This is a genomic window from Klebsiella sp. 141240, assembly GCF_050600805.1.
GTDB lineage: Bacteria > Pseudomonadota > Gammaproteobacteria > Enterobacterales > Enterobacteriaceae > Klebsiella > Klebsiella aerogenes.
The window spans coordinates 72,504-84,642 of sequence record NZ_JAQIRK010000005.1 but is presented as its reverse complement, the minus strand read 5'-3'; the positions used below and the strand labels follow the sequence as shown (position 1 = coordinate 84,642).

Genomic DNA, 12,139 nt, shown 5'->3' with positions numbered 1-12,139 from the left:
TTTATGTATCCAGTATAGCAGGCGAATTTTGCGGCGAAAAGGACAAAAAATAACCCCGGCGCTGGCCGGGGTGTTGGGGAATAGTTACTTCTTCCAGAAATCGTCGAAAACGGTAATTGGTGGGCGGCGCTTATGCTCGGTTTTCAGATACCAGCCTTCGATGGTTTTGGCGATGTTCTCGTCCAGGGTTTTGCCTTCCAGATAGTCATCAATGTTTTCGTAGGTCACGCCTAGCGCGACTTCATCCGGCAGAGAAGGGCGGTCATCTTCGAGATCGGCGGTCGGCTGCTTCATATAAAGGTGCTCAGGACAGCCCAACTGCGCCAATAGCTGTTTGCCCTGACGTTTATTGAGGCGGAAGATAGGGTTAATATCGGTTCCGCCATCGCCGTATTTCGTAAAGAAGCCGGTGATCGCTTCTGCGGCATGATCAGTTCCCACGACCACGCCTTTGGTCATGCCGGCGATACTGTATTGCGCTTTCATTCGCTCACGGGCTTTCTCGTTGCCGCGAACAAAATCGCTCAGCTCAATACCCGCTTCTCGCAACGCCTGCTCGCTGGCCAGCACCGCGCCTTTGATATTGACGGTCAGCACGCGGTCAGGTTGGATAAATTCGATGGCATCCTGGCAATCCTGCTCATCGGCCTGGACGCCATAGGGCAGGCGCACGGCGATAAATTGCAGGCTCCGATCGCCGCTTTCAGCGCGCAGCTCATCGATCGCCATCTGACAGAGTTTGCCGGTAAGGGTCGAATCCTGACCGCCGCTAATCCCGAGCACCAGTGATTTAATGAACGGATAGGTCTGCAGATAGGATTTCAGGAAATCCACGCTGCGGCGAATTTCGCCTTCGACATCAATCTGCGGCTTCGCGCCCAGCGCCTGAATAATTTGTTGTTGAAGCGTCATTACGCCCTCCGGAAAGTGAGCCTGTATGGCAACCAGCATGGTCTAAAACTACCTCTTTGCTGCTGAAACGACAAGGCTGGTACCGCTGACTGACGGAAAAGAAGGCAGCCAATGACATAGTCTTTACTTATGGTGTGTCAGGAAGTCCGTAGAGGAGTTCGTTCCGTCGCTGTTTTTTTGCACATATCTGGTTACCAGAAAAGTTCTGAATTTACATGAATTCGACGTTTGGCTTGAAAAATAACGCTTTTTATTCCAGGCTTAAAACACGCCGATTACATAATGAGGACGGAATATGAACAAAAAATTAGCAGGATTGATGGGCGCAGCGGCAGTATTAACCATGCTGGCAGGGTGTACGGCCTATGACCGCACCAAAGACCAGTTCACACAGCCAGTTGTTAAGGATGTCAAAAAAGGCATGACCCGCAGCCAGGTTATGCAGATTGCCGGTAAACCGTCGTCTGAAGTCACCATGATCCACGCGCGCGGAACCTGCCAGACTTATATCCTGGGTCAACGGGATGGTAAAATTGAAACCTACTTTGTCGCGCTGGACGAAACCGGTCACGTGATGAACTCTGGCTACCAGACCTGCGCCGAGTACGACACCGATCCACGTAACAGCAAATAACTACGCGTCATAAGCTGAGAGCTACGAAAGCCCGACCATTGGTCGGGCTTTTTTATGGCGGCTAATGCTTATTTAATTGCGCGAATTATTTGGGGGAAATGTGAGGGTAGTCAAAACGCGAGGTCAATGAGAGACAATTCTGTTCAACAGGGAATTATCCTGCCGCCAAATGTTGCCGTATACTCAATGCATAAACAAAACTAACCGAAAGTTACCAGTCTTACCGGCTCTCAGCCAGCGCTGAAGCCCTGGTCCTACACATTGAGGAAGCGTTCATGGAAAAGAAACATATCTATCTGTTCTGCTCGGCTGGCATGTCCACTTCATTACTGGTCTCCAAAATGCGCGCCCAAGCGGAAAAGTATGAGGTCCCGGTTATTATTGAAGCGTATCCTGAAACGCTGGCCGGCGAAAAAGGTCCGGAAGCGGATGTCGTATTATTAGGGCCACAAATTGCTTATATGTTGCCGGAAATTCAACGGCTACTGCCGAACAAACCGGTAGAGGTAATTGATTCGATTCTGTACGGTAAAGTTGATGGCTTAGGTGTATTGAAAGCGGCCGTCGCGGCCATTAAGAAAGCTGCTGCACAATAATTTTATTTTTTAAACTCGCGATATTCTGGCGTCTGGTAGTTAATTAATACTAGCCGCCACGATATTCAACAGTTTATTTTCCCGTCAAAGAGTAATTTCATACATCATCGCCGTAATATTTTATTGCGGCTTTTAAGGGTATTTACTATGAGTAAAGTGATCGATTCGCTTGAAAAGGTACTCCTTCCTTTTGCAGTTAAAATAGGAAAGCAACCGCACATTAATGCGATTAAAAACGGCTTTATTAAATTAATGCCGCTGACCCTCGCCGGGGCCATGTTCGTATTAATCAACAACGTTTTTCTGAGCTTTGGTGAAGGTTCTTTCTTTTATTCAATGGGGATTCGTCTGGATGCCTCCACCATTGAAACCTTAAACGGCTTTAAAGCCATCGGCGGTAATGTCTACAACGGTACATTGGGCATTATGTCGCTGATGGCGCCGTTCTTTATCGGCGCCGCGCTGGCCGAGGAGCGTAAAGTCGACCCCATGGCAGCAGGTCTGCTGGCGGTTGCCGCCTTTATGACCGTCACGCCTTATAGCGTGGGTGAAGCCTACGCCGTCGGCGCCAACTGGCTCGGCGGGCAGAACATCATCTCCGGGATGATTATCGGCCTGGTGGTCGCGGAACTGTTCACCTTTGTTATTCGCCGTAACTGGGTCATCAAACTGCCGGATAGCGTACCGTCATCGGTATCACGTTCCTTCTCGGCGCTGATCCCGGGCTTCCTGATTTTGTCAGTCTTCGGCATTATTTCGTGGATTCTGTCAAACTACGGCAGCAACTTCCATCAGATCATCATGGACTCCATCTCCACGCCGCTGGCGGCGATGGGCAGCGTCGTTGGCTGGGCGTACGTTATCTTTAACTCCCTGCTGTGGTTCTTCGGGGTGCACGGCTCGCTGGCGCTGACCGCGCTGGATAACGGTATTATGACGCCGTGGGCACTGGAAAACATCGCGCTGTATAACCAGTATGGTTCTGTCGACGCGGCCATCGAAGCCGGCAAACAGTTCCACTTCTGGGCGAAACCGATGCTCGACTCCTACATCCTGCTGGGTGGTTCCGGTGCGACGCTGGGTCTGATTATCGCCATCTTCATCGCTTCTCGCCGCGCCGATCATCGTCAGGTCGCTAAGCTGGCGCTGCCGTCAGGCATCTTCCAGATTAACGAACCGATTCTGTTCGGTCTGCCGATCATCATGAACCCGGTTATGTTCATCCCGTTCGTGCTGGTACAACCGATTCTGGCCGCGATTACGCTGGCCGCTTACAGCCTCGGCATTATCCCACCGGTGACCAACCTGGCGCCTTGGACGATGCCAACCGGTTTGGGCGCTTTCTTTAACAGTAACGGTAGCGTTGCTGCCCTGCTGGTCGCGCTCTTCAACCTTTGTGTCGCTACTGCCGTGTACCTGCCGTTCGTCATCCTGTCGAACAAAGCGCAGAGCACCATCGAGCAGGAAGAGAGCGAAGAAGATATTGCTAACGCACTGAAATTCTGATGTCGAGCGGTACGGGTTCACCCCGTACCGCCTGAGAAACGAGGGAAATATTATGTTTGATCTGGATAACATCGACGCGGTAGAAACCCCGGAAAATGACCTCGAAGAGGTGGTGATGGGGCTGATTATCAACTCCGGGCAGGCGCGTAGCCTGGCTTATGCGGCGCTGAAGCAGGCAAAGCAGGGGGATTTCGCCGCCGCGAAATCGATGATGGAGCAATCGCGGATGGCGCTGAGCGAAGCGCATCGCGTCCAGACCCAGCTGATTGAAAGCGATGAAGGCGAGGGCAAGATGAAGGTAAGTCTGGTGCTGGTTCATGCGCAGGATCATCTGATGACCTCAATGCTGGCCCGTGAACTGGTGGCCGAATTGATCGAGCTGCATGAGAAGGTACAATAGGCTATCCGAACGATGAGGCAGCCGAAAATGATGACCACCGAGATCAGTACCGCCAGGGAACAACAGCTCTTCAACGGGAAAAACTTTCATGTGGTCATCTATAACAAAACGGAGAGCGTGAGCGGGCTTCACCAGCATGATTACTACGAATTCACTATCGTTTTAACCGGGCGCTATTATCAGGAAATTAATGGCAAACGGGTGTTGCTGGAGCGCGGGGACTTTGTCTTTATCCCAATGGGGTCGCACCATCAGAGCTTTTACGAGTTTGGTGCGACGCGCATTCTTAACGTTGGCATCAGCAGACGCTTCTTTGAGAAACATTATCTGCCGCTGCTGCCGTTCGGTCTGGTCGCCTCTCAGGTCTATGCGGTGCAAAGCGCCTTTCTCAGTTATATCGAGTCGGTTATTGCTTCACTGAATTTTCGCGAGACTGAATTTGACGAGTTTATTGAACTGGTCTCGTTTTACACCATTAACCGCTTACGTCATTATCGTGAAGAGCCCGTTGAAGATGTGATTCCTCACTGGCTGAAAAATACCGTAGAGGATATGCACGATAAAAATAAATTTGGCGAAAGCGCGCTGGAAAATATGGTGCAATTGTCCGGGAAAACGCAAGAATATTTAACCCGGGCGACCCAGCGCTATTATGGTAAGACGCCGATGCAGATCATTAATGATATTCGCATCAATTTCGCGAAAAAACAGCTGGAAATCACCAACTATTCGGTCACTGATATTGCGTATGAATCAGGATATAGCAGCCCAAGTCTGTTTATTAAAACTTTCAAGAAGCTGACCTCATTCACGCCAAGCAGTTATCGTAAACAGCTGACCAATATTAATTAACTCGCAGCGGTATTTACCGCGCGGTTTATTCATTCAAGTTAACTGTCCGCATTTATGCGGAGAGCGGTCTACGTCTACGCGTAGCGCCTAAGGGAGAAAGATATGAGCCAGAAATTAAAAGTCGTGACTATCGGCGGCGGTAGCAGCTATACCCCGGAATTACTGGAAGGTTTTCTCAAACGCTATCATGAGCTGCCGGTAACGGAACTGTGGCTGGTGGACGTGGAAGAAGGGCAGGAGAAGCTCGATATCATCCATGCGCTGTGCCAGCGGATGGTAGAAAAAGCCGGCGTGCCGATGAAAGTCTACAAAACGCTGGATCGCCGCGCGGCGCTGGAAGGGGCGGATTTCGTCACCACGCAGCTGCGCGTTGGCCAGCTGAAAGCGCGTGAAAAAGATGAACGTATCCCGCTAAGCCACGGCTATCTGGGCCAGGAAACCAACGGTGCGGGCGGTCTGTTTAAAGGTCTGCGTACCATCCCGGTGATTTTCGATATCGTCAAAGATGTGCAGGAAATTTGCCCCGACGCGTGGATCATTAACTTTACCAACCCGGCGGGTATGGTCACCGAGGCGGTTTACCGCCACACCAACTTCAAGCGCTTTATCGGCGTGTGCAACATTCCAATTGGTATGAAGATGTTTATTACCGATGTGCTGCAACTGAATCCGAGCGATGAGCTGAATATCGATCTGTTCGGTCTTAACCACCTGGTATTTGTTCGCGATGTACTGGTCAATGGCGTGTCGCGCTTCGATGAACTGCTGGACGGTGTGGCTTCAGGCCGCCTGACCGCGAACTCGGTGAAAAATATCTTCGATCTGCCGTTTAGCGAAGGATTGATTCGCTCACTGCGCCTGATCCCATGCTCGTATCTGCTTTATTACTTCAAGCCGAAAGAGATGCTGGCGATTGAGATGGGTGAGTACTACAAAGGCGGCGCGCGCGCTCAGGTGGTGCAGAAGGTTGAAAAGCAGCTGTTCGAACTTTACAAAAATCCGGATCTGAACATTAAGCCGAAGGAGCTTGAGCAGCGTGGCGGCGCTTACTACTCTGATGCCGCCTGCGAGGTGATTAACGCCATCTACAATGATAAGCAGGCCGAGCACTATGTGAATATTCCGCACCATGGCCATGTTGATAATATTCCGGCCGACTGGGCGGTAGAAATGACCTGTACGCTGGGCCGCGACGGCGCGAAACCCACGCCGCGAATCACGCATTTTGATGAAAAAGTGCTGGGACTGATTTATACCATCAAAGGCTTTGAAGTGGCGGCCAGCCAGGCGGCAATGAGCGGCGAGCTCAATGATGTGCTGCTGGCGCTCAATTTAAGCCCGCTGATTCATTCGGATCGCGATGCCGAGCAGCTGGCGCGGGAGATGATCCTCGCCCATGAGAAGTGGCTGCCGAATTTTGCAGCGACTATCGAAAAACTGAAACAGTAATGGGAGCGGCCGATGGAACGCGTATTGATCGTTAACGCCGATGATTATGGCCTGAGCAAAGGGCAGAATTACGGCATTATCGAAGCCTGCAAGAATGGACTGGTGACGTCGACTACGGCGTTGGTCAACGGCGCGGCTATCGGCCACGCCGCCCAATTAAGCCGCAGCCTGCCCGAGCTGGCGGTGGGCATGCACTTTGTGTTGACGCTGGGCGAGCCATTATCGGTGATGCCGGGGTTAACCCGCGACGGGCGGTTGGGCAAATGGATTTGGCAGATGGCGGAAGAGGACAGCCTACCGCTGGATGAGATCGCCCACGAACTGGAGTGTCAGTACCGGCGTTTTATCGAACTGTTTGGTTGCGAACCAACGCATATCGACAGTCACCACCATGTGCATATGATTGCGCAGATCTACCCCATCGTCGCCGCCTTTGCGCGCGAAAAGGGCGTCGCTTTGCGTATCGATCGTCAGGTGGCGGCGCTGAATGGCCTCGACCAGGATGCGGCGCGCAGTAGCGATGGCTTCAGCAGTGAATTTTACGGTGAAGCGGTTTCACAAGCGCTGTTCCTGCAAACGCTGGATGCATCGCTCGAACGGCAAGAAAACTCGCTGGAAGTGATGTGTCATCCGGCATTTGTCGATAACACCATTATGGGCAGCGCTTACTGCTATCCGCGGCTGACCGAACTGGACGTGCTGACGTCCGGCGAACTGAAATACGCGATCGCGGAACGCGGCTACCGGCTCGGAAACTATCGCGACGTATAAAGAGAGGAAAGCCCGGCAGCCATGAACTGCCGGGCTTTTTACTATGCGGGTATGGCCGCAACTTTACTGCTTCTGGACCAGACGCGATGCGCGGCCAGTAGCGTCAGCAGCTTATCGACGCTAAGCGTATTAATCGCGTCACATTCGATAACCCCTTCTTCACCCGCAGCGGGCACCTGTAGCAGCGAACTAAACTGCCGCGCATCGCCCGCCAGTAAAATGGGCTTCAGATGCTTATAGGCTTCCAGCAGGTAGTAGCGAGCATCGCCGTTATCGCTGATGCTGCTCAGGTCGCCGCCGGGAACAATAACCGCATCAACCGTCAACGATGGCGAGCCGGCGAAGGTTCCGGCGATCGGTAGCTGCGATCCATCATCGGCGCTGACTTCGCCCATACGCGAATAGAGCAGTTTGCTGTGGACGCCTCTGGCCTGCAGCGCCTGCAACAGGTTGAGTACATCCTGCGCGCAGGTCTTCTCATTGAGTAATACCGCGACAATTCGCCCTTTTACATCGCCATCGCCATCGGCGTAAAGACTGAGGGTAGGATCTTTCTCCACGCCGTTCACCGGCGCTGGTGGAGCAATATTCCGCTGCTCATCGCTGAGTTCGATACCGAGATTGTTGGCTACCGCTTCCGCCAGCCCGATATCAATATGCGCCAGATGATCGACTACCCGCTCGCGGATCCAGACTCTCACCACTTTGCTCAGCTCAAAACTAAAGCCGCCGATAATGTGCTGTTGCTCGATCGGCGTCTGGCTGAGCCAGAACAGGCGAGGTTGGGCGTAGTATTCGCCGAAGGAGGGACTACGGTTACGGATTTTCTCGCCATCAACGCGTTCCGCCAGCGATTCAAAGCCGCCGCGTTTCGGCGCCGGCGGCGTTTCGCGAGGCCAGTTATCGTTGATAGAGTTAGGCTCATAGTTTGCCGGATTGGTATCAATCTCCATTCGGTGCATGCCGTCACGCTGGAAATTATGATACGGGCAGGTGGGGCGGTTAATTGGAATTTCGTGGAAATTTGGCCCGCCGAGGCGGCTAATTTGCGTATCGGTATAGGAGAAAAGTCGCCCTTGCAGCAGCGGGTCGTTACTAAAATCGATACCCGGCACAATATGACCAGGATGGAATGCCGCCTGCTCGTTCTCAGCGAAGAAGTTGTCGGGGTTACGGTTAAGCACCATTTTGCCGACTCGTTGTACGGGTACCAGCGCTTCCGGAATGAGCTTGGTCGGATCCAGCAGATCGAAGTCGAAATCGAACTCGTTTTCCTCCGGAATTAACTGCAAGCCGAGCTCAAACTCCGGATAATCGCCTGCTTCAATGGCTTCCCATAAATCGCGGCGATGGAAGTCCGGATCGCGGCCGGTCAATTTCTGCGCCTCATCCCACACCAGCGATGCTTTACCGGCCACCGGTTTCCAGTGGAAGCGCACAAAGGTGGCTTTGCCTTCGGCGTTGATCAGGCGGAAGGTATGAATGCCGAAACCTTCCATCGTACGATAACTGCGCGGTAAGCCGCGGTCTGACATGGCCCACATCACGTTATGCAGCGTTTCCGGCTGTAGCGAAACATAATCCCAGAAGGTGTCATGAGCGCTTTGTCCCTGTGGGATTGCCCAGTGCGGTTCAGGTTTCACCGCATGGACAAAGTCGGGAAATTTAATCGCATCCTGGATAAAGAAAATTGGCGTGTTGTTGCCCACCAGATCGAAAATGCCCTCTTCGGTATAGAATTTGGTGGCGAAGCCGCGGATATCGCGCACGGTATCGGCTGAACCCGCGCCGCCCTGAACGGTAGAGAAGCGGACAAAAACGGGGGTGATTTTTTCCGGTGCGGACAGAAAATCGGCTTTGGTAATCTCTTTCAGGCTTTTGTAAGGCTGGAAATAGCCGTGTGCGGCGGAACCGCGAGCATGAACGATACGCTCGGGAATGCGTTCATGGTCAAAATGGGTAATTTTCTCACGTAAGATAAAATCTTCCAGCAACGTTGGCCCGCGGTTGCCGGCGCGCAACGAGTTTTGATCGTCGGCGATGCGTACCCCCTGATTGGTGGTCAGCGGAAAGTTTTCACCACCTTTACGCTGCGGCTCGAGGGTATCTAATTTTATGCTGTGGGTATCCGGCGCTTTCAGGCTACCCGGCGCCGTCGGTTCCTCCCCGGGCGCGGTTGGCTGGGGAGTAGGGCGCCACTCGCGATCTTCTGGCGCCAGTGAATCGAGGCCCGGTTTTGCTTCATCGCTATCGTGTACCGGAGCCTGTCGGCTGTGTGGGTCGTGGTGCTTTTCTGACATCTGCTCGTCTCCTGCTTTCATTGCTAAAAGTGGTCGTTGCTAAACCAAAACCCTTCTAACTATAGAACATTGTGCTGAGGATGCCGCTCTTAAAGGAATGGAGTTATCCTAAAATGCGCATCGTGCCAGGAGGGGCGACGAAAAGGGGGGCGATCGGCTATGATAGGGGTTTATGTTCCCGCTTTGCTTAGTGAATCCATCTGTTATGAAAACATTGCGCCAACAAAATCGCCCTGTCATTAGCTACGTGCCGCGCGTCGAGCCTGCGCCGCCGGATCATGCCGTTAAAATGGACCATTTTCGCGATGTCTGGATATTGCGGGGCAAGTATGTCGCCTTTGTACTGATGGGCGAGCGTTTCCGCCGTTCTCCGGCGTTCACCGTGCCGGAATCGGCGCAGCGTTGGGCTAATCAGATACGCCAGGATGGTGAAATAGAGGCTTGAGCTTGTAGGCAAAAAAAAGCCGCTGAATTTCAGCGGCTTTTTTGTGGCTGTTAACGTTAGCGATGCGCCAGCTCGGCGTCTTCTTCGCTACCGAGGATAGCTTTATCCGTCTGGCGTAGCCACTGGCTGGTCAGCGTGCCGGCGGTCATTGAGCCGTTAACGTTAAGGGCGGTACGGCCCATATCAATCAGCGGCTCGACGGAAATCAACAGTGCGACCAATGTGACCGGCAGACCCATCGCCGGCAGCACGATCAATGCCGCGAAGGTGGCGCCGCCGCCAACGCCGGCTACGCCCGCGGAGCTCACGGTGACGATACCCACGAGGGTGGCAATCCACATTGGATCCAACGGGTTGATGCCAACCGTCGGGGCTACCATTACCGCCAGCATTGCCGGATAGATACCGGCGCAGCCGTTCTGACCAATCGTCGCGCCGAATGAGGCGGAGAAGCTGGCAATAGATTCTGGTACACCCAGACGGCGCGTCTGCGCTTCCACGTTCAGCGGAATAGAAGCCGCGCTGGAACGGCTGGTGAAGGCGAAGGTAATCACCGGCCAGACTTTACGGAAATACTTCAGCGGACTGACGCCATTGACGGCTAACAGCAGACCGTGCACCACAAACATGATGCCCAACGCGATGTAAGAAGCCACGACGAAACCGCCGAGCTTGATGATGTCGTGCAGGTTGGAGCCGGCAACCACTTTGGTCATCAGCGCCAGCACGCCGTATGGGGTCAGCTGCATCACCAGACGCACCAGCTTCATCACCCAGCCCTGCAGCGTGTCGATGGCGGTCAGAACGCGTTGACCTTTCTCCACATCGTCTTTCAGCAGCTTCAGCGCCGCAACGCCAAGGAACGCCGAGAAGATAACGATGCTGATGATAGAAGTCGGGTTCGCGCCGGTCAGATCGGCAAACGGGTTCTTCGGCACAAACGACAGGATCAGCTGCGGAACGCTCAGATCTGATACTTTACCGACATAGTTGCTCTGGATGGCGTTCAGACGGGCGGTTTCCGCGCTGCCCTGCACCAGGCCTTCAGCGGTGAGGCCAAACAGGTTGGTCACCAGTACGCCGACCAGCGCGGCGATAAGGGTGGTGAACAACAGCGTACCGATGCTCAGGAAACTGATTTTACCCAGCTGTGAGGCATTGTGCAGGCGCGCCACCGCGCTCAGAATAGAGGCGAAGACCAGCGGCATAACGATCATCTGCAGCAGTTGCACATAGCCGTTACCGACGATATTGAACCACTGAATAGAATCTTTCAGAACCTGGCTGTCGGAGCCGTAAACCAGCTGCAGGCCGAGACCAAAGATAACGCCGATAACGAGACCGACCAGTACTTTTTTAGCGAGGCTCCACTGTTTGTGGCGGGTTTGAGCCAGCGCAAACAGTAAAACCGCGAACACGACAACGTTCGCTATTAATGGAAAATTCATCCCCGTTCTCCTGATATCTTGTTACCTGGGTTGGTCTGAAACCAACTCTTATGGCGCCAAGAGTAGCAGAAGGCCTTATTGCTTTCTTATACTCAAATGGAATGGGTTATAACCAAAAAATCATTTAGCGTATTTATCGTTCAGCCTGATGGCTAATAAAGCGATTAAAGGTTATTTGCAGCGAATTAATCATATTTGATGACCAGCGCACGGCGCTATTTTCGGCCATGCTCTGCGGCATCCAGACGGCGTAAATGAACAGCGCCATGCACAGCGCGCGTTCTAATTGATTGCCTTTGCGCGGCGCGAGGATCGGTAGGCGGAACCGCCAGCGGCAGGGCCACAACAGCGGTACGCCGGCCGGGGTGAGCATATCGGCGAGTATATGACTGAGGTAGCCGAGCACTAAACCCTGCAGCGCATCGGCCGGGATAATCCAGCTATCAGGCACTTTAAGATAGAACAGCGCCAGCGCGCCGAATACCGCCAGCAGGCTGTGGGTAAAACCGCGATGGCCGAAGGCGCGGGCTACCGGTTTTGAGACCCAGCTTAAACGCTGCCCGAGGAAAGATTTCGGATGATCGATATCGGGCAGCAGGCAGGTCAGCACGGCGGAAGGAACGATATGCCACCAGTCCCCCTGCGCCAGCACGGGGGTTAATTCTGCATTTTTTGCAAATACCGCACAGGCGATAGAAAAGAAGAGGTGGCCTTCCGCCGTCATGATAAAAACCCTAAACTGTCAATTCATACAGTATAGGGTTTTTATACAGTATACGGAAGAGGTGACGGTGTAACTCTTTGTCACAAGGTTGACATATTTTGA

12 protein-coding genes and 1 pseudogene are annotated in these 12,139 nt (G+C 53.2%); 9 read left to right on the top strand and 4 right to left on the bottom strand.

What is annotated here, in order from left to right; genetic code table 11:
• Window positions 1–84: 84 nt before the first annotated feature.
• Entirely contained in the window at window positions 85–912 is an 828-nt protein-coding gene (gene nadE / locus PGQ95_RS11280; protein ID WP_045393234.1) for an ammonia-dependent NAD(+) synthetase, read from the bottom strand.
• A 295-nt stretch (window positions 913–1,207) separates the two neighbouring features.
• On the opposite strand from nadE, the gene osmE reads away from it, so the two are divergent.
• The 8 genes and pseudogenes from osmE to chbG all read left to right on the top strand — a co-directional run bounded on the left by osmE (window position 1,208) and on the right by chbG (window position 7,120).
• Complete coding sequence (gene osmE / locus PGQ95_RS11275; protein ID WP_045393231.1) at window positions 1,208–1,546, top strand: osmotically-inducible lipoprotein OsmE; 339 nt, start codon at window positions 1,208–1,210, stop codon at window positions 1,544–1,546.
• A gap of 275 nt (window positions 1,547–1,821) precedes the next feature.
• Window positions 1,822–2,142, top strand: a complete 321-nt coding sequence (gene chbB / locus PGQ95_RS11270) for a PTS N,N'-diacetylchitobiose transporter subunit IIB (protein ID WP_015366183.1) — start codon at window positions 1,822–1,824, stop codon at window positions 2,140–2,142.
• A gap of 70 nt (window positions 2,143–2,212) precedes the next feature.
• Window positions 2,213–2,278 (top strand): annotated as a pseudogene (locus PGQ95_RS11265) (hypothetical protein); the annotation flags it as partial.
• An 11-nt stretch (window positions 2,279–2,289) separates the two neighbouring features.
• On the top strand, window positions 2,290–3,648 hold the full coding sequence (gene chbC / locus PGQ95_RS11260; protein WP_015366184.1) for a PTS N,N'-diacetylchitobiose transporter subunit IIC: 1,359 nt from the start codon (window positions 2,290–2,292) through the stop codon (window positions 3,646–3,648).
• 52 nt (window positions 3,649–3,700) lie between these two features.
• Window positions 3,701–4,048, top strand: coding sequence for a PTS N,N'-diacetylchitobiose transporter subunit IIA (gene chbA, locus PGQ95_RS11255; protein WP_015366185.1), 348 nt, complete (start codon window positions 3,701–3,703; stop codon window positions 4,046–4,048).
• Between the two features lie 12 nt (window positions 4,049–4,060).
• Window positions 4,061–4,900: a transcriptional regulator ChbR gene (gene chbR / locus PGQ95_RS11250; RefSeq protein ID WP_045393229.1), complete on the top strand. Its 840-nt coding sequence runs from the start codon at window positions 4,061–4,063 to the stop codon at window positions 4,898–4,900.
• A gap of 102 nt (window positions 4,901–5,002) precedes the next feature.
• The gene (locus PGQ95_RS11245) at window positions 5,003–6,349 is read left to right on the top strand and encodes a 6-phospho-beta-glucosidase (protein WP_087859349.1); all 1,347 of its coding nucleotides are present in this window, start codon (window positions 5,003–5,005) and stop codon (window positions 6,347–6,349) included.
• A gap of 12 nt (window positions 6,350–6,361) precedes the next feature.
• Window positions 6,362–7,120 (top strand): chitin disaccharide deacetylase, encoded by a 759-nt coding sequence (chbG, locus tag PGQ95_RS11240; protein ID WP_348854768.1) that lies wholly within the window; start codon window positions 6,362–6,364, stop codon window positions 7,118–7,120.
• 41 nt (window positions 7,121–7,161) lie between these two features.
• On the opposite strand, the gene katE is transcribed toward chbG, so the two are convergent.
• On the bottom strand, window positions 7,162–9,420 hold the full coding sequence (gene katE / locus PGQ95_RS11235; RefSeq protein WP_047066967.1) for a catalase HPII: 2,259 nt from the start codon (window positions 9,418–9,420) through the stop codon (window positions 7,162–7,164).
• A gap of 205 nt (window positions 9,421–9,625) precedes the next feature.
• Between katE and cedA the strand changes: the two genes are divergently transcribed.
• Window positions 9,626–9,865: a cell division activator CedA gene (gene cedA / locus PGQ95_RS11230; RefSeq protein ID WP_259678455.1), complete on the top strand. Its 240-nt coding sequence runs from the start codon at window positions 9,626–9,628 to the stop codon at window positions 9,863–9,865.
• A gap of 56 nt (window positions 9,866–9,921) precedes the next feature.
• Here the strand turns inward: cedA and PGQ95_RS11225 are convergent, their stop codons facing one another.
• Window positions 9,922–11,313 carry an L-cystine transporter gene (locus PGQ95_RS11225; RefSeq protein WP_430918098.1) on the bottom strand — a complete coding sequence of 464 codons (1,392 nt, stop codon included), beginning with the start codon at window positions 11,311–11,313 and terminating at the stop codon, window positions 9,922–9,924.
• 133 nt (window positions 11,314–11,446) lie between these two features.
• On the bottom strand, window positions 11,447–12,037 hold the full coding sequence (locus tag PGQ95_RS11220) for a metal-dependent hydrolase (protein WP_015366192.1): 591 nt from the start codon (window positions 12,035–12,037) through the stop codon (window positions 11,447–11,449).
• Window positions 12,038–12,139: the final 102 nt, after the last annotated feature.

What these genes read in the sequence shown, in the direction of transcription:
- nadE (WP_045393234.1), bottom strand. Translation starts at nt 912, where the DNA reads ATGACGCTTCAACAACAAATTATTCAGGCGCTGGGCGCGAAGCCGCAG.
- osmE (WP_045393231.1), top strand. Translation starts at nt 1,208, where the DNA reads ATGAACAAAAAATTAGCAGGATTGATGGGCGCAGCGGCAGTATTAACC.
- chbB (WP_015366183.1), top strand. Translation starts at nt 1,822, where the DNA reads ATGGAAAAGAAACATATCTATCTGTTCTGCTCGGCTGGCATGTCCACT.
- chbC (WP_015366184.1), top strand. Translation starts at nt 2,290, where the DNA reads ATGAGTAAAGTGATCGATTCGCTTGAAAAGGTACTCCTTCCTTTTGCA.
- chbA (WP_015366185.1), top strand. Translation starts at nt 3,701, where the DNA reads ATGTTTGATCTGGATAACATCGACGCGGTAGAAACCCCGGAAAATGAC.
- chbR (WP_045393229.1), top strand. Translation starts at nt 4,061, where the DNA reads ATGAGGCAGCCGAAAATGATGACCACCGAGATCAGTACCGCCAGGGAA.
- PGQ95_RS11245 (WP_087859349.1), top strand. Translation starts at nt 5,003, where the DNA reads ATGAGCCAGAAATTAAAAGTCGTGACTATCGGCGGCGGTAGCAGCTAT.
- chbG (WP_348854768.1), top strand. Translation starts at nt 6,362, where the DNA reads ATGGAACGCGTATTGATCGTTAACGCCGATGATTATGGCCTGAGCAAA.
- katE (WP_047066967.1), bottom strand. Translation starts at nt 9,420, where the DNA reads ATGTCAGAAAAGCACCACGACCCACACAGCCGACAGGCTCCGGTACAC.
- cedA (WP_259678455.1), top strand. Translation starts at nt 9,626, where the DNA reads ATGAAAACATTGCGCCAACAAAATCGCCCTGTCATTAGCTACGTGCCG.
- PGQ95_RS11225 (WP_430918098.1), bottom strand. Translation starts at nt 11,313, where the DNA reads ATGAATTTTCCATTAATAGCGAACGTTGTCGTGTTCGCGGTTTTACTG.
- PGQ95_RS11220 (WP_015366192.1), bottom strand. Translation starts at nt 12,037, where the DNA reads ATGACGGCGGAAGGCCACCTCTTCTTTTCTATCGCCTGTGCGGTATTT.